The following is a 16,765-nucleotide window of genomic DNA, read 5'->3' on the forward strand; positions in this document are numbered from 1 at the left end:
ATTATCTTTGTGTGCAAAAATTTTCATACCTTTGCATCGCTGTCAATCCCTCCGCGGATTGGGTCCAAGCCATTGCGGGAAAACCGCAGCCCTCGCCCCTCGCCGATACGTCGCCCTCCCGATCGGCGTCGGTCCATTAGGAGGTCGGCATGTTGGGTTGATCATATGGCGATGTTAAATTAACGTCAATTGATGTTATCAAATGTCTTCGTTGGCGGCATCATGGAGGAGAACTCCGCCAGCATGTCAATTAAGTGTCTGTTTTTAATTAGATATTTTCGTCGGTGTAAAAATCCCAACCCAGCTGTGAGTTGGGACATTTCGGGTGCGCGGCGCAACCAGGAGCAAACCGATCGGATTGCCCAGAAAAAGGGGGATCGGCATCGTCGATGACGCGCTCAGTCCAGCCGCATCAGGTTCCTGCCTTCGAGCTCCACGACAGCGGCCTCGACTTCCTGCGCGATGCGCTTGGCGTTCCAGCCCAGCGCCCGTCCGGCGATCATGGCAATCTCCTGCAGATCGCGACTTGTTAGTGAGCCGCCTATGGCGAGCGTGCTGCGACGCATCACGATGTCGGCCAGATGTTCGACGAACTCGTTGCGGACGATGTAGTCGATTTCCGATCTGCCGTAGCTGTCGGAGTCCGGCAGTTCGCCCTCATCATCTGGCCCATGCGTGGCAATCTCCAGGGCCTTGGTCCCGTAGCGCGACAGCAATTGGTCGAGACGTCGTTCCTCGACGTCCGTCTCCGTCCGGGCCTGGGCTAGCCAGCTTGCGCGCGCCGCCGCATTGGCGGGGAAGTCCTTGCCGCCGCCGATCGGCATGGATTGCGTCGTTACCTTACGGCTGCGCCGCAGACGGTCGAGTATCGCGTTGGCGACTTCCTCGGCAAAGCCCCGGAATGTCGTCCATTTGCCGCCGACCAGCGAAATGACCGCGAAGGGCCTGTCCCGGTCCGGCTCGGCGACCGGAGCGGAATGATCGCGACTGATCAGGCCCGGTAGCGATGCATCAGAGGCCGGAAGCGGCCTGATGCCGCTATAGGCGTAGACGATCTGGGCGTGTTCGAAAATCATGCCCGGCAACAGCGTCCGCACGCTCTCGAGCAGATAGTCGACTTCGTCGGGTTCGCAGCGGACCTCGTCGGGGTTGTCGGCCTTGATGTCGGTCGAGCCGACCAGCGCCAGACCGAGATAGTCGTAGACAAGGCAGATGCGGCCGTCATCGGCCTCGAAATAAAGCATCCGCCCGGCCAGGCTTTCTACCAGTTCGTCATGCTTCAGCAGGATGTGCGAGCCCTTGGTGCCGCCGATCATCTTCGACGGTGCACCGAGCAAGGCGTTGACGTCGTCGATCCAGGGGCCGGCGGCATTGACCACCAGTTTCGGCCGCACCGAGAATGCACCACCGTTTTCCGGCTGGAAGGTCAGCACGCCATTGGCTGAGCTCACCAGAGCTGTGTAGTTCGTGCTGGCGGAGGCTGCATTGGACCGCAAGCCGTCGAGGATCAACTCGAGCACCAGCCTTTCGGGATGGCTTATCTTGGCATCGTAATAGGTGCCGGTGGCGACGATCGAAGGGTTGAGCGCCGGCATCTCACTGAGCGCCTGCCGCCGCCCGACCATGCGGTGGCGCGGCATGACCTGGTTTCGCGAGCCGTAGAAATCATAGATCATCAGGCCGATCTTGATCAGGAGGGCGCCACGGCTGCGCGGCGCGCTGGTCGAGCCGAACAGCGTTCGCAGCGCCGCCAGCATGCCCTTGCTCCACGAAAAGATCGGAATGACGGTCGGCAGCGGGCTGACATAGTGCGGCGCGTTCTGCAAAAGCAGGTTGCGTTCGAGCGTCGACTGCGCCACCAGCCCGAACTCGCCGGTTTCGAGATATTTCAACCCGCCATGGATGAGCCGCGACGGCGCGGCACTGGTGCCGGAGCCGAAATCCGCCTTGTCGACGATCAGGCAGCTGACGCCTTGCGCGCACAGGTCGCGAAACAGCCCCGCCCCGTTGATGCCGGCGCCAAGAATGACGACGTCGACCTCGCCGGCCGCGGCCATGGCGGCGAGACGCCCGGCGGCATTTTCCGCACCTGCTGTGTCGGCTGGGTTCATTGTGCCGTCGTCTTGACGATGCGCAGCTTCACTCCAGCGCGCTCGAGGTGCTGCGCCTGTGCATCGCCCAGCCCCTCGGTCGTCAGCACGGCATCGAAACTGCTCAGATCGTCAAAGACATGCAGTGCGATCCGGTCGAATTTCGCATGGTCGACCAGCAGGATGCGCTTCACCGATGCGGCCATCATCGCCTGCTTGACCCGCACGACGTTGGGATCCTGGATGAAGGCCGTGGTTCCGGTGATGGCCGAAGCCGAGCAGATCAGGACATTGGCGCGAAGCTGCGCCACGGCGTTCTCGCAGACGATGCCGATATAGGCATTGTAGGTGCCGTGGTACTTGCCACCGAGACAGATGAAGTCGATGTCGTCGACGTTGGTCAGCAGCGAAGCCGTCGCCACGCTGTTGGTGATGACGGTCAGCGGCTTGACGTCGAGCAGCAGCGTGGCGACGGCGTTTGCCGTCGATGAATCGTCCAGCATGACCACCTGCCCGGCTTCGACATAATCCAGTGCCGCGCGCGCCAGCGTATCCTTCTCGACTCTGTTGACAGTCACCCGGTAACGAAAGGCACTTTCGTAGAGGCCGGAAGGCTGAACCGTCACCGCGCCGTGCAGTTTGCGCAGCACGCCCTGCTGCGCCAGCCGGTCGATGTGCCGGTGGATGGTCATGCGCGATACGCCAAAATGCTCGACCAGATCGTCGATTCGCACCTGGCCGAGCTTGATCACATACTCGGCGATCTCTTCGCGTCGTTCGTCGGCCTTGATCATGCAGTCCCCTTGGTGTCTGGCCGCGCCAGCCTTTCGATCTCAGGCCATTGCGACTTCAGTTGCTCGGCGATGCGGCAATAGAGGGAAAACCGCTCGCTGAACACAGCACTGGAGGCAGGCACGGGCTGATACTGGCGCGCCGTCATGCCGACCTGCCTGGCACCCTGTTGCGGCGTCGGAAAGATGCCGACCGCGGCGCCGGCGCAAAGGGCGGCACCCAAGGCGGCGGCCTCGTCGGTCGAGGTGATAGTGACAGGGGCGTCCAGCACGTCGGCAAACATCTGGACGAAAGCTGGATTGCGCGAACCGCCGCCAGTCAGGCGTATCTCGCGGACCGCGAAGCCCTCGCGCAAGGCTTCGACATGGGTGCGATGATTGAAAACAATGCCTTCCAGAACCGCCTTCAGCATGTCGCCGCGATCGTGCCAGCCATGCAGGCCGACAAAACTGCCGCTGGCAACGTCGCCATAGGGAGAGCCGAACAGATAGGGATGAAACAGGATGGTCGAAGGCTTCTTCAGCGCCGCGTCGATCTCTGCTGCCAGCAGTTCGTGGATGGAGCCGCCATCGGCGTTTGTCCTGTCCTGCTCCGAGCGGCAGAAGGTGTCGAGAAACCAGTCGTAGTTTGCAGTCGAGGCCGGCGAGATCGCCATGTTGTTCCAACGGCCTGCATCGATGGCGTTGCGACAGAACCAGCGCCGGTCGACGCGCGGTTTCGAAGAGACGACTTCGTTGATGGAATAGGTGCCGGCAACGACGCTGAGCACGTCCTCCTCATGGCCGCCCATGCCAAGCGCCGAAGCGGTCACGTCGTGCAGGCCGCACGCGACCGGCGTTCCCTTGCGAAGGCCAGTCATTTCGGCGGCATCGGCGGTGACCTGGCCGACGATGTCGGCCGAATGCGCCACCGGCGGCAGCGCGTCGAAAAGGTCACCCAATCCAAAGATCTGCATCGCTTCCGGGGCGTAGGCCTGTGTGCGGAAATCCGTGAACGATGTGCTGGCCTCCGTACGGTCGGTGCCGATCGTGCCGGTCAGGCAAAAGCGAAGCCAGTCCTTGCAGGCCAGTATGTGACCGATGCGAGCATAGCGATCCGGATCGTTCTGCTTGAGCCATGCAAGCAGCGCCGAAGGCGCCGAAACATGCGGCGCCTGGCCGGTGCACGCAAGCGCTTCGTCGAAGACCAGGTCCGCCGACCATCTTTCGACAATCTCGCCGGCGCGGCTGTCGAGCGACAAGATTCCGGGCCCTAGCGGCCGACGATCCTTGTCGAGCAGATAGAGACCGTCGCCATGCGCGGTCGCTGCCACCGCCCTGATATCGTCCGCCGGCCGGCCGCAGAGCGCGATCGCTTCCTTGATGGCGTCGGCGGTCGCTTGCCAGAGGCCTGCCATGTCGCGCTCCACCCAGTGCGCATGGGGCATCGACTGCGGCACCCGCCGGCGCGCCACCGACAACTGCGTGCCATCGGCGTCGAAGATCACCGCCTTGGTGACCGTGAGACCGTTATCGATTCCGAGCAAACTGGGCATGATCACCGCCTCTTTCGGCAACTGGCGATGCGCACTGCGCGACAACCCTGCAGGCTGGGGCAAGGGCTACAGACATGGCGACAATCAATGGACAACGGCGATACAATGCGGCTGACACCTTGCGGATTGAACGAACCATATAGTGATGTGAATTTAACGTCAATATATGAGACAATGGCATGAGCAGCGCTTAAATCGAGCGTTATCGAAGATCAAAAACTCACAAACTATCTGATTTTGTTAAATTTTTTTCCCCACAAAAATATCTCATCATGTTCGTTCATTCGGCCGGAGTGGCCATTCCTTTCGACCTCGAAATCTCCGCGGACGCCGTGGAATCAAGCCGACGGATTCAGGACCTCATGGATTGCTTCGACAATGAAGTCCTGGGTGGGTTCGTCCAGGTAGGGGTTCAACGGCAGGCTGAAGACTTCATGTGCCAGCCTTTCGGTCACGGGGAGCCGCCCTGCGCTACTCGAAGGAATAGGTGAAGCCCTCCTTGGAGGCGCCGACGGTCACCTTCGTCATCTTTTCGCCCCCAAGCGAACGGTTCAGCACGCCGCGGCTCAATTCCGGCAGAAGCGTGTTGGTCAGGATGGCATCGATCATCCGGCCGCCGGATTCGATCTCGGTGCAGCGGGCCCTGACCAGGTCCATGACGCCGTCGCCGATCACCAATTCCGCGTCGTTGGTTGCGCGTAGCCGGCGGGCGATCTTGGCGAACTGGTGACGGGTGATCGCTTCGATCATCGAATCCGAGAGCGGATAGTAAGGAATGGTCACCACGCGGCCGAGAAAGGCCGCGGGGAAGACCTTCAGCAACGGGCTGCGCAAGGCGGTGTCCAGATCGTCGAGCCCGGCTCGTAGCGTGCCGTTCCTGGTCCGGTCCATGATGACCTCCGAGCCGACATTCGAGGTAAGCAGGATCAGCGTGTTCTTGAAATCGATACGCCGGCCCTCGCTGTCGTCCATCATGCCCTTGTCGAAAACCTGGAAGAAGATTTCGTGCACGTCCGGATGCGCCTTCTCGACCTCGTCGAGCAGGATCACCGAATAGGGTTTGCGGCGGACCGCCTCGGTCAGGATGCCGCCCTTGCCATAGCCGACATATCCGGGCGGAGCGCCCTTCAAGGTGGAGACGGTATGTGCCTCCTGGAACTCGGACATGTTGATCGAGATCAGGTTCTGCTCACCCCCATAGAGCGTTTCGGCCAGCGCCAATGCGGTTTCGGTCTTGCCGACGCCCGAGGGGCCGCAGAGCAGGAACACGCCCACCGGTTTTTCCGGCGCGCCGAGCCCGGCGCGGCTGGTCTGCACACGCTTGGCGATCATCTCCATGGCGTGATCCTGGCCGACCACGCGTTCGGACAGGGTCGCGGCGAGCCGCAGCGCCTTTTCGGTCTGGCTCGACAGCATCCGCCCGGTCGGGATTCCCGTCCAGTCCTGAACGACCGCCGCTATGGCGTTGCGGTCGACCGACGGCAGGATCAGCGGCGTCTCGCCTTGCGCCTCGGCGAGTTCGGCCATCAGTTCGCGCAGCCGGGCGAGATCGGCGTCCGGTTCGGGTGGAGGGGCATTGGCCGCCGCCGGTGTCTCCACGTCGGCCTTGGCCGTTTTGGCCTTGGCTTTTTTGGTTTGGGGCGTTTCGGTTTGGGGCGTTTCGGCCTTGGGCGAGGGAGTCTCCGCGGCGTCCGCGCCTGCCATCCCGGCATTGGCCTCAGGTGTCTCCACCGCATCGAGCGGCACACCTTCGCCGCGCAGCCGGGCACGCAATTCGAGTATCTCGGCAACCAGGCCCTTTTCCCGATCCCAACGTTGTTGCGCCGCGGCCAGCGTAACCTCGGTTTCGGCCAGCCCGGTGTCGACCCGTGCCTGCCGATCGGCCACCTCGATGCCGATCGCGGCCTCGCGGCCGATGATACCGCGCTCGACCTCCAGCGCCTGGCGGCGACGCATGATGTCTTCGACCTCGGCCGGCGTGGCATGCTGCGATATGGCGACACGGGCGCAAGCGGTGTCGAGAAGGCTCACCGCCTTGTCGGGCAGTTGCCGCGCCGGGATGTAGCGATGCGACAGGCCGACCGCCGCCTCGATCGCCTCATCCAGTATCTGCACCTTGTGGTGCTGCTCCAGAACCCCGGCCACGCCGCGCAACATGAGAACGGCCACCGCCTCCGATGGCTCGTCGATTTTCACCACCTGGAAACGGCGGGTCAGCGCCGGGTCTTTCTCGATGTGCTGCTTGTATTCGGCCCAGGTCGTTGCCGCGATGGTGCGAAGTTCGCCACGCGCCAGCGCCGGTTTCAGGAGATTGGCGGCATCGCCCGTTCCTGCCGCGCCGCCGGCGCCGATCAAGGTGTGGGCTTCGTCGATGAACAGGATGACCGGCGTTTCGGACGATTGAACCTCGTCGATGACAGCCTTCAGCCGTTTTTCGAATTCACCCTTCACGCTTGCACCCGCCTGCATCAATCCGACATCGAGCATGCGGACACTGACATCCTGCAGCGTGGGCGGCACGTCGCCCTGGGCGATGCGCAAGGCAAAGCCCTCGACGACCGCCGTCTTGCCGACGCCGGCCTCACCGGTCAGGATCGGGTTGTTTTGCCGGCGTCGCATCAGGATATCGACAATCTGCCTGATCTCCGGATCGCGACCGACGACCGGATCGATCTTGCCGTCACGGGCGCGCTGGGTCAGGTCGGTGGCGTATTTCGCCAGTGCAGAATCCCCGCCCGGAGCCCGCTTCGGCGTTTCGGCCGTGGGAACCGCGATGGCCGCGCCGGCTTCGAGCGAACCTTCCATGACATCGGCGAACCGCGCGATGACCGCGTCGGCGTCGATCTTGTCGAACTCGGAACTGATTTTCGACAGCAGGCCTTCCAGCACCGGCGTCTTCAGGCAGGCAAGGAGAATATGTGCGCTGCGGACTTCCTCGACGCCGAATTCCAGCGTCGCCAGGTTCCAGGCTTCCTGGATAGCGTGGAAGATATGGTCGGAAAATTCCTCTATCGACGTAGCGCCGTAAGGCAGCTTGTCGACGGCGCGGGTCATATCGCCGGTGAGCCGGCTCGCATCCAGTCCCGCATCGGCGACTATCATTTGCACATCCGAGCGGTCGGAAAGCACCAGTTGCTCGATGAAGTGGACGAGTTCGACGTAAGGATTGCCGCGCAGCTTGGCCGTATCGGCCGCGGCCTTGAAGGCGCGCACCCCCACAGGATTGAGCTTGCCGACCAGTTCCTTGCGCTTGAAGCTCTGCGACGACCGGCGCTGTTCCATCGAACGTGCTCCTGCAATCTGCCAGTCGATAACCTGCCACAGAAGCCGCCGATTGACAAAGTGCGTGATGGACGAGGCTAGATGCGCAGTCAGCCGGTACTCAAGAAGGTCGCATTTAGCTTCTGTTAATTTTTGAGCAGTCGTTGAATTGTGGTAAAGTACAACCGTGTGATAACGTCGCGTCACGTACGGTTTGACGGCCGGTCGCTGGGGGTTGGTGTGATTGATCTCGCACTCTGGCTTGCTCCGCTCGACGGTGAAAATCCGTCCGGGGAGGATTTGCGCAACGACCCGGCTTTTCATGAGCTGGAGCGCCTGACGGAAGCCCAGACCAAGGTCGTCCACGACGGCAACAACAAGGCCACCTCGCAAAGCACAATTCCAGTCGACTGGTCGGCGGTACTCGCCAAGGCGGAGGAATTGCGCGCGCATGGCCGGGACCTGCGACTGCTTGTCATCGTCACGCGCGCGCTGGCCAATGAAGAGGGGCTGGCCGGCCTCGCGCAGGGCCTGACCCTCATTGCGCAGACTTTCGATCAGTATTGGGAAACCATGCATCCGGCACTGCGGCCAGGCACTTCGCCACGCGATGCCGCCTTGCGCCGGATCAACGCGCTGCTCGACCTGCAGAATGGTCAGGACGGGCTGTTGGCGAACCTGCGGCAAATGACGTTCTTTGCGCCGCGCGCTATCGGCCCGATTCAGGGCATAGACCTGGAAAAGGGTGCGCTCGACGACCGCGTCATGCTCCAGGAAGCCGCCTCGGGGTTGAATGCCGCAGAAAAGGCGGCACTGGTCGGCGCGCACGGGCAACTCTTGAACCGGGTGCGTGCCGGATGCGCGGCACAGATGGATCAAGCCAACGCAGAGATGGTCTTGCTCATCGCCGACACCCGGGCAGCGATGGCGGCCCTCGACGCGGTCGAGACCGCCCTCAACGCTCGTCTCGATGGCGGCGGCGCTCCGGTTCCGGAATTAAAGCGGTTTCTGCAGCGTTTGCTGACGACCCTCGAACGGAACTCGGCTGCCGGCGCCGTTGCCAATGGCGCGGCCAAGCCACCCCCGCCGGCAGAACCGGCAACGCCTGCCCGAAACGGTCATGGAGCCGATGCGATGGCAAGTATGGCAAGCTACGCGGACTCGAGCACGGGGCTTCCCGACCGGATTTCCTCGCGTGACGACGTGGTGAAATGCCTCGACCTCGTCGTCGCCTTCTACGACCGCACCGAGCCGTCGAGCCCGATCCCGCACCTGGCTCGGCGTGTGCGCCGGATGGTGCACATGGATTTCGTTGAACTTATGGAAGATCTCGCCCCGTCGGGGCTGAAGGAATTCCGGCTCCTTGCCGGCGTTCCCGATGCCAAGAAGGCGGCTCAGAAGGATGAAAGGTAACAACACATGCCAGCCGAAAGCAAAGCGAAGGTCATCGAACGAAATCGCGCGCCGCGGGTGCAGATCGCCTACGATGTAGAAACCTATGGCAGCCCGACGACGATCGAACTGCCGTTCGTCATGGGCGTGATGGCCGATCTTTCCGGAGCTTCGCAAACCAAGGAAGCGTCAAAGTCGGTGCTGGACCGCTCCTTTGTCGAGACCGACGCGAACCGCTTCCCCAAGTTCATGGAGGCGCTCGGTCCCCGCGTCAAAGCCCGGGTGAAGAACACGCTGCCGCAGGCCGAAGGCCAGGAGCGTGACGAGGAACTGGCGCTCGACCTCACCTTCACCAAAATGGGCGATTTCGCCCCGGACAAGATCGCCGCGCAAGTTCCGCAACTGGCCGAGATCCTCAAGATGCGTCGTCAGCTCGAGGAATTGCTGGGCTTCATGGATGGCCGCGTCGACGCCGAAAAGCGCATCGCGCAGCTTCTGAACAACGAGCCGCTTCTTGGCAAGATCGCCAGTCAGGCGCTGACCGACGACGACAAGGCAGGGGAGTAGATCATGGCCGAACAGCAAAAGACCGCCGCCGTCGCCGCCGAGGCCGAAGCCATAGACCTTGGAGAATTCAGCGGGCTCCTCGAGAAGGATTTCAAGGTCAAGAAGGACGACAGCGAGAAGCTGCAGCAGCTCGTGCGCAATCTGGCGCTGGCGGCGCAGTCCCGTTCCGACACCACGACCATCTCGTCCAATGCGATCAAGTCGATCAAGTCGCTGATCGCGGGCATCGACAAGATGCTGACCACGCAGGTCAACGAGATCCTGCATGCGCCGGAAGTGCGCGAAATGGAAGGCACATGGCGCGGCCTCTGGTATCTCGTCAACAACACCGAGACGGATCAGAAGCTGAAGATCCGGGTGATGAACATTTCCAAGGAGCAGCTGGCCGACACGCTCGAAGACTTTGAAGGCCAGATGTGGGACCAGAGCCCGATCTTCAAGAAAGTCTATACAGACGAGTATTCGATGCTCGGCGGCGAGCCGATCGGCTGCGTGGTCGGCGCCTACGAATTCTCCAACCACCCGCGCGACGTCGGTCTGCTGCGCAACATCTCCGGCATCTGCGCATCGGCGCATACGCCGTTCATCGCAGCCGCCTCGCCGCGCCTGTTCCGCATGGACAGCTGGCAGGAATTGCCGAACCCGCAAGACCTGCAGCAGATCGTCTCCAACCCGGCCTATGCGTCGTGGCAGTCGCTGCGCGAGAGCGAGGACGCTCGCTACATCGGCCTGACCATGCCCCGGGTCCTGGCCCGGCTGCCCTACGGCACCGATACCGTTCCGGTGAAGGGCTTCACCTTCGAGGAAGAGGTGCAGGGCGATCACAACAAATATGTCTGGATGAATGCCGCCTTCCCAATGGGCGTCAACATCAACCGCAGCCACAAGCTGTTTGGCTGGGGCACGCAGATCCGCGGCGTCGAGAACGGCGGCACGGTGCTGAACCTGCCGGTGCACAGCTTCCCGACCGATGATGGGTCGATCGCGATGAAATGCCCGACCGAAGTCGCCATCGACGACCGACGCGAGGCCGAACTGGCCAAGCTCGGCCTGATGCCGATCCTGCACCGGAAGAACACCGATCTCGCGGCCTTCATCGGCGCGCACTCGCTGCAGGACGACGAGACGCGGGCGGGACGGCTGGTCGACCCGGACGCACAGTCGAACGAGCGGCTGAGCGCCAACCTGCCCTATCTCTTCCCGGTCTCGCGCTTTGCGCACTACCTCAAGGCCATTGCGCGCGACAAGGTCGGCTCGTTCAAGGAGCGCTCCGACATGCAGATCTGGTTGACCGAGTGGATCAACCGGTACGTGCTGGCCAACCCGGCCTTTGCCGACGACAAGGCGCGCGCCAAGCGCCCGCTTGCCGCCGCCGAGGTTCAGGTGGACAGTGTGGAGGGGCGTCCCGGCTATTACGCTGCCCGCTTCTATCTGCGCCCACATTACCAGCTGGAGGGCATCAATGCCTCGCTCCGACTGGTGTCGGAACTACCGTCCGTGAAGACTTGATTTGCAGCAACCAGACCTTGTTTTTGTTTGAAAGCGGTGGAGAAAGACAATGCCAGTGAAGATTGATGGTTTTCTGAAGGTTCCGGACATCAAAGGCCCGAGCACCCGCGACGGCCACGATGACGAGATCGAAATCCATGGCGTCGACTACAAGATGGTCGCACCTTATGATCCGAATTCGCTCTCACGCCGTGGCCGCGTGTCCATGGGCATGATCAAGTTCATCAAACATTACGACAAATCCTCGCCCTACCTGAAGAAGGCTTTGTTCGAGAACAAGGCCCTGGACGAGGTGGTGTTCTCGGCACGGCGAACCATCGATGGTGAGACCAAGGATTACCTGGTCGTTACCCTCACCGACGCCTCCATCATGGAATACGACATGTCGCAGGCGCCGGACGAGGAAGACCTGATCCAGGAAGAGGTCAGCTTCGCCTACAAGAAGATCAAGTTCGTCTATGACGGCAATGATGAAGCCGAAATGGATGTCTATGTCGGCAAGTGAGGTTCGGCGACCCGGCGCGGGCAAGCAGCAGACTACCGGCAGCTTGCGGGCAAAAAGCGAGGCCGTCCAGCCTTCACTTTGGGATCGCCTCGTCAATGACCTGCCGGGCCTGACTTCGGAGATAGACGGGCTGCGCCATGTCTTGCTCGACGAGCTTGGCGCGGACCGTCTCGACACACTCGTCGCCGGCAGTGCGCGGACCATAGACGCCGATGCGGAGCTGACACCCGATCAAAAACGGCGTCTGCATCGACTGGCCTTTCAGACCCAGCACCGCGTCGAGATCGAAAGCCGCGGCGTGGTGGTTTCGGCTCGCGTGCTCAGGGAAGCGGTGCGGCGTGACATCGAGGCGCTCTTCAACACCGAGCGCTTCGAGKCCACACCGCTGCTTTCCGATCTGGAAAACGAACAGGTGTCGGACAATCCACCTTCGCTCGCCGATTTTCCGGAGGTGCGTCGAAGCGTGGTCAACTACGGCGTGCCCTCCTTCTCGGGCCGGTCGTCCCGCGACTTTGATCGCGACGTGCTGGCGCGTGAGATCCGCGCGGTGCTCGCCACCTTCGAGCCTCGCCTCAAGGAGAGCGCAACAACGGTTACGGTCACCCTTGGCGACAAGACCGTTGGCCTCAAGATCGAGATAGACGCCGTGCTGATCATGACGCCGACGCCGGAACGCATGCGCCTGCGCACCACGATCAATCTCGATAACGGCTTGGCGCGGACCGAAATTAGGGACGCCTGAGATGGATCGGGTCTTCGTCGAATATTACGAGGAGGAACTGACCCATATTCGTGGCCTCGCGGCGGAATTTGCCGATATGCATCCGGCGGTGGCCCGCAACCTCTCCCTCGATACGGTCCCGTGTCCGGACCCGTATGTCGAGCGGCTGCTGGATGGCGTCGCCTTCCTCGCCGCGCGCACCCGGCTGAAGGTCGATGCTGAGCGCTCGCGATTTTCACGCAGCGTGCTCGAGGTTCTCTATCCCGATCTGGTCACGCCGGCGCCGGCAACGGCGATGGCGGTGCTAAAGCCCGGCCAGCAGGTCCAGACCATGCTCGCCGGCCACGTCGTCAAGCGCAACACGCGGCTGGTTTCCAGCCTGCAGCCGGGCCTGTCGACGCGCTGCACGTTCTCCACCGCGCAAGAAATGACCCTGTGGCCGATAGCGATCACTTCGGTCAGCTATTTCCAGGATCGCAGCGCGCTGGCGATGGCCGGCATAGGGCCGATCGGCGGCGTCGGCGGCGCGGCGGCGCTCCGCATCGTGCTGGCCCGAACCGGAAAAGGCAGGCTCGACGAACTGGCGCTCGACCGGCTCGACCTCTATTTTGCTGGACGCACCAAGGCGCCGCTCCTGTTCGATGCGATTTTCGGCGCCTGCTCGGCCGTTGGCGCACGCCCGGAAGGCAAGACCAACCCGTTGTCGCCCCTGCCGGCACCCGAAATGGTCGGCATCAGCGACGACGAGGCCCTGATGCCTCGTACCCGTCCGACATTCGAGGGGTACCGCCTGCTGCGCGAATATTTCATGATGCCCGAGCGCTTTCACTATGCGCGGGTTTCCGGGCTTCAGCCCGTCGTGCGCCGATGCGCCGCCGGGCTCGAGATCATCTTCTTGTTCAGACGCGCGGTGCCCGAACTGGCCGACCTGACACCGGCGGACTTCGAACTTTTCGCGACGCCGATCATCAATCTGTTCGAACGTGAGTGCAACGTCATCGAGGTCGATGCTCGCAGGACGCGGCAGGTGTTGCATGCAGACCGAACGCGGGCGCGCGACTTCGAGATCTACCGGGTCATACGCGTGGAGGATGCCGACACAGAAGGCAACGACGCCGAAATCCCCGAACTCTTCAGCCTGGGGCAGAACCGCGGCAGTGGCTGGGTCTATTCGACCGAGCGGCGCCCACGCCGGGCGACGGAGGAGGAGCGGCGCGACGGCCTGACCCGAACGTCATACACCGGGGACGACGTTTTCCTGGCCATATCCCGACCGCTCGCAAGCCCGGCGAACCGGCCGCTCAAGCGTCTCGACGTCATGGCGCTTTGCACCAATCGTGATCTGCCGATCCTTGATGACAATCCGACATTGACGCTGGAGGCCGGCGACCCGGTCGAAACTGTCAGGCTGCTTGGCGCGCTGCGTCCGCCACAGCCGGCCATCCCCGCGGCACTGCCGGCTGGGGCCGACGGTGAATCGCGGGCCGACGATCTTGCCTGGCGGCTGGTGGCGCAGCTCGCGCTCAACTTCCTCAGCCTTGCCAAGGAAGGCCGCGGCATCGACCCTCTGCATGCTCTACTCGACCTCTATGCCGATCGCGGCGATCCGAGCCTTGCGCGCAATGTGCATTCGATCGTGCGTATCGACTCGCAGCCGGTCATCGAACGGCTGCAGATCGATGGGCCGATGTGCTTCGGACGCGGCACCGAAGTGACGTTGCACGTTGATCAATCGGTCCTGGCCGGCCAAAGCACCTTGCTGCTTTCGGCCTTGCTGGCGCGGCTGTTTGCCCGCCACGCCGGAATAAACGGCTTCGTGCGAACCCGCACGCGGCTGCTGCAGAAGCAGGAGGATGTGCCATGGCCGATGACGCCCGGCAATCGCTACCTGATCTAGGCCAGCCCAGCCCGAACCGGGCCGAAGGTCTGTCCGAGACGTTCGACTTCTTCGAACTGCTGCGCCGTCTCGAACAGCGGAGCGGCCTGTTCGGCCATTCCGGCCGCCCCGACCGTGAACCGGCACGGCTCGGCCAGCATGTGCGCCTCGCCTTTTCGGCGCGGGACCTGGTTCAGTTCCGCGAAGCCGATGGCGAGACGCCGGCCCGGGTCACGGTTGCAAATCTTGGCCTGCTGGGACCCGAGGGTCCCATGCCGCTGCATCTGACGCGCTGGGTGCTCGACCGCCTGTCGCAGCGCTGGTTCGCCGGCACCGACGCACAGCTGACCAGCGACACGACGTTCGTGGACTTCGTCAACATTCTGCAGCACCGCATGATTTCCCTCTACTACCGGGCGTGGGCGGACGCGCATCCGGCCGTACAGGTCGAACGCGCGGTCGGCGGACGTGTTCGCGCCATGCTGGAAGCGATGGCTGGGATCGGACTTCCCGGCACCCAGGACGCCGATCTCGATACGGTAAAGCTTCGCCAGGCGGCTTCGCTCGCCAGCCAGGTCGACGGCCCGGAACGGCTGACACTGTTCCTGGCGGAAGCATTCAAGGTGCCGGTCCAGATCAGGGAGTTCATCGCTGCCTGGATAACCGTGCCGACCGGCCTCCAGACCCGCCTTGCAAAGGCCTATGCGGGGCTCGGCCGGGGGGCGACGATCGGCCCGCGGGTTTTCAACCGCCAGAGCAGGATCGAACTGCGCGTCGGCCCGCTGGGGTACGAGGACTTCAAGGCCTTCCTGCCTGGCGGCCAGCGGCTCAAACTGTTCAAACAGGCCGTTCGCGACATGATCGGGGAATCGCTCGACGTCGACCTGCGCATCGTGCTTGCGCGCGAAGCAGTGCCGCCGCCGCGTATCGGATCGGCACAGCTCGGCCGAACCACCTGGCTTGCGCGGCCCGCCGAAAGGGGCGATGCTGACGACATGCGGCTGCGGACAATCGTCGGATGGCGGCCGGAAATCGCGGGGGTCGCGGCATGAGTCTGCTGCTGACGCTGGAGCAAGGGCCACGCACCCAGGCCGTACGGCAGACCCGGCTGGACGAGGGTGAGCTGGTGATCGGCCGCAGCGCCGACGCGGGCTGGCAGATCGACGATCCAGACATGTTCGTTTCGCGCGCTCACTGCAAGATCTCTGGCGGGCGAGACGGGTATTTCGTAACCGACACGTCGAGCAGCGGATTGTTCATAAACGGCTCTGACAGCCCGCTCGGCGCCGGCAAGTCGACGCGCCTTCAAAGCGGCATGCGGCTGAGGCTGGGCGACTACATCGTCTATGTCGACCTGCAAACGCCGGTCGCTCAAGCACCCGCAGCCGGCCAGCCGGTTCCCGAACGCGTACCGCAGCCATCTCGGGCACCGGTAAGCATCGGCCGCGATGACTTCTTTTCCGCCAAGGTCGAAGAAGAGCCGCGACGGCCACGTCCGGCCGATCTTCCGAACCCGTTCGAGCAACCGGTTCCGGGCGCGTTCGAGCGTGCCGCATCCCAGCGCAACTCGCCTGCTTTCGATGACCCGTTCAGCCTCGATCCGGTTGCAACGCCTGTGTCGAGAAACGCTGCCCCTTTTCTCKAGCCGCGCGGTGCCGCGAACCTGGCGGACCCATTCAGCCTCGACCCGGTGCCGTCCCCCAGCCGCGGAGCCGAACCGGCTGCCGGAAAGCCGTCCGATTTCAATGATGATTTTGGTTTCGGACCGGCGGCAGTGCCCAGTTCGGCAAACGGCGGCGGCTCGACCGGACAGCGCGAGCGCGCCGCCCAACGACCCCAATCCACCAATCCCTGGGATTTGCCCGTGCAAGCGGCGGATACCCCTCCCCCGCCACGTGCTGTCGCTGCTGCCAAACCCGCCCGCCCGCCCGCCGCGCCACAGCCGGGGGAGTCGGCGCTTCGCTCGGCATTCCTGCACGGCATGGGCGTCGAGGAAGCCGATTTCCCCGGACGCGACAGCATCGCGGAAATGGAGAAGTTTGGCCGCGAGTATCGGCTGATGATGGAAGGCCTGATGCAGCTTCTGCGCAAGCGGGCCGAGGAAAAGGGAAACGCCCGCGTCGCGCAAACCATGGTCGGAGCCTCCGAGGTCAATCCGCTCAAGTTTCTGCCGACGGTTGACGATGCCATCGTGACGCTTATCGCCGAGCGCAGCCCGGGATTTCTCGCCGGCGAAGCGGCAATCGCCGACGCGGTCCGCGATCTTGCGCAACATCACGTGCGCGCCTGGCGCGGCATACAGGCCGCCTTGCGGCGGATGATCGACCGTTTTGACCCGGCCGAGATCGAGGAAGAGCTGAAATCGAATTCGGCGATCGGCACCCTGCTTTCAGGCGGGCGCGGCGCCAAGCTGTGGGAGCTTTACCAGAAACGCCATCGTGAAATCGCCGAGAGCGCGGAAAAGAGCTTCCTTGGCGAAATCGGCGCTGATTTTCGGGATGCTTACGAGGAGGAGTGA

Annotated in this window: 12 protein-coding genes; 8 read left to right on the top strand and 4 right to left on the bottom strand. The window is 63.1% G+C overall.

The window, feature by feature from the left end:
- Window positions 1-398: 398 nt before the first annotated feature.
- From AC1D0I_RS07165 to tssH, 4 genes are all read right to left on the bottom strand, one after another.
- Window positions 399-2,111, bottom strand: coding sequence for a glycerol-3-phosphate dehydrogenase/oxidase (locus tag AC1D0I_RS07165; RefSeq protein WP_477394002.1), 1,713 nt, complete (start codon window positions 2,109-2,111; stop codon window positions 399-401).
- Entirely contained in the window at window positions 2,108-2,884 is a 777-nt protein-coding gene (locus AC1D0I_RS07170) for a DeoR/GlpR family DNA-binding transcription regulator (RefSeq protein ID WP_477394004.1), read from the bottom strand. The genes AC1D0I_RS07165 and AC1D0I_RS07170 overlap by 4 nt, the downstream gene beginning before the upstream one ends.
- Complete coding sequence (locus tag AC1D0I_RS07175; protein WP_477394006.1) at window positions 2,881-4,416, bottom strand: FGGY-family carbohydrate kinase; 1,536 nt, start codon at window positions 4,414-4,416, stop codon at window positions 2,881-2,883. Before AC1D0I_RS07175 ends, AC1D0I_RS07170 begins: the two co-directional genes overlap by 4 nt.
- A gap of 471 nt (window positions 4,417-4,887) precedes the next feature.
- Window positions 4,888-7,698 (bottom strand): type VI secretion system ATPase TssH, encoded by a 2,811-nt coding sequence (gene tssH, locus AC1D0I_RS07180; RefSeq protein ID WP_477394008.1) that lies wholly within the window; start codon window positions 7,696-7,698, stop codon window positions 4,888-4,890.
- Between the two features lie 219 nt (window positions 7,699-7,917).
- Between tssH and tssA the strand changes: the two genes are divergently transcribed.
- The 8 genes from tssA to tagH are packed head-to-tail and all read left to right on the top strand — an operon-like array spanning window position 7,918 to window position 16,765.
- Window positions 7,918-9,090 (top strand): type VI secretion system protein TssA, encoded by a 1,173-nt coding sequence (gene tssA / locus AC1D0I_RS07185; RefSeq protein ID WP_477394043.1) that lies wholly within the window; start codon window positions 7,918-7,920, stop codon window positions 9,088-9,090.
- 6 nt (window positions 9,091-9,096) lie between these two features.
- Window positions 9,097-9,636, top strand: a complete 540-nt coding sequence (tssB, locus tag AC1D0I_RS07190; protein WP_095080775.1) for a type VI secretion system contractile sheath small subunit — start codon at window positions 9,097-9,099, stop codon at window positions 9,634-9,636.
- A 3-nt stretch (window positions 9,637-9,639) separates the two neighbouring features.
- Window positions 9,640-11,145 carry a type VI secretion system contractile sheath large subunit gene (gene tssC / locus AC1D0I_RS07195; protein ID WP_095080774.1) on the top strand — a complete coding sequence of 502 codons (1,506 nt, stop codon included), beginning with the start codon at window positions 9,640-9,642 and terminating at the stop codon, window positions 11,143-11,145.
- A gap of 49 nt (window positions 11,146-11,194) precedes the next feature.
- Entirely contained in the window at window positions 11,195-11,650 is a 456-nt protein-coding gene (locus AC1D0I_RS07200) for an Hcp family type VI secretion system effector (RefSeq protein ID WP_095080773.1), read from the top strand.
- On the top strand, window positions 11,637-12,392 hold the full coding sequence (gene tssE / locus AC1D0I_RS07205) for a type VI secretion system baseplate subunit TssE (protein ID WP_477394045.1): 756 nt from the start codon (window positions 11,637-11,639) through the stop codon (window positions 12,390-12,392). The genes AC1D0I_RS07200 and tssE overlap by 14 nt, the downstream gene beginning before the upstream one ends.
- A 1-nt stretch (window position 12,393) precedes the next feature.
- Window positions 12,394-14,268 (top strand): type VI secretion system baseplate subunit TssF, encoded by a 1,875-nt coding sequence (gene tssF / locus AC1D0I_RS07210; RefSeq protein ID WP_477394009.1) that lies wholly within the window; start codon window positions 12,394-12,396, stop codon window positions 14,266-14,268.
- Window positions 14,232-15,299: a type VI secretion system baseplate subunit TssG gene (gene tssG / locus AC1D0I_RS07215; RefSeq protein ID WP_477394011.1), complete on the top strand. Its 1,068-nt coding sequence runs from the start codon at window positions 14,232-14,234 to the stop codon at window positions 15,297-15,299. The genes tssF and tssG overlap by 37 nt, the downstream gene beginning before the upstream one ends.
- Window positions 15,296-16,765 carry a type VI secretion system-associated FHA domain protein TagH gene (gene tagH, locus AC1D0I_RS07220; protein WP_477394014.1) on the top strand — a complete coding sequence of 490 codons (1,470 nt, stop codon included), beginning with the start codon at window positions 15,296-15,298 and terminating at the stop codon, window positions 16,763-16,765. Before tssG ends, tagH begins: the two co-directional genes overlap by 4 nt.

This window comes from Mesorhizobium sp. P2_D1 (assembly GCF_056404455.1).

What these genes read in the sequence shown, in the direction of transcription:
- tssF (WP_477394009.1), top strand. Translation starts at nt 12,394, where the DNA reads ATGGATCGGGTCTTCGTCGAATATTACGAGGAGGAACTGACCCATATT.
- tssC (WP_095080774.1), top strand. Translation starts at nt 9,640, where the DNA reads ATGGCCGAACAGCAAAAGACCGCCGCCGTCGCCGCCGAGGCCGAAGCC.
- AC1D0I_RS07170 (WP_477394004.1), bottom strand. Translation starts at nt 2,884, where the DNA reads ATGATCAAGGCCGACGAACGACGCGAAGAGATCGCCGAGTATGTGATC.
- tssH (WP_477394008.1), bottom strand. Translation starts at nt 7,698, where the DNA reads ATGGAACAGCGCCGGTCGTCGCAGAGCTTCAAGCGCAAGGAACTGGTC.
- AC1D0I_RS07165 (WP_477394002.1), bottom strand. Translation starts at nt 2,111, where the DNA reads ATGAACCCAGCCGACACAGCAGGTGCGGAAAATGCCGCCGGGCGTCTC.
- AC1D0I_RS07175 (WP_477394006.1), bottom strand. Translation starts at nt 4,416, where the DNA reads ATGCCCAGTTTGCTCGGAATCGATAACGGTCTCACGGTCACCAAGGCG.
- AC1D0I_RS07200 (WP_095080773.1), top strand. Translation starts at nt 11,195, where the DNA reads ATGCCAGTGAAGATTGATGGTTTTCTGAAGGTTCCGGACATCAAAGGC.
- tssG (WP_477394011.1), top strand. Translation starts at nt 14,232, where the DNA reads ATGGCCGATGACGCCCGGCAATCGCTACCTGATCTAGGCCAGCCCAGC.
- tssB (WP_095080775.1), top strand. Translation starts at nt 9,097, where the DNA reads ATGCCAGCCGAAAGCAAAGCGAAGGTCATCGAACGAAATCGCGCGCCG.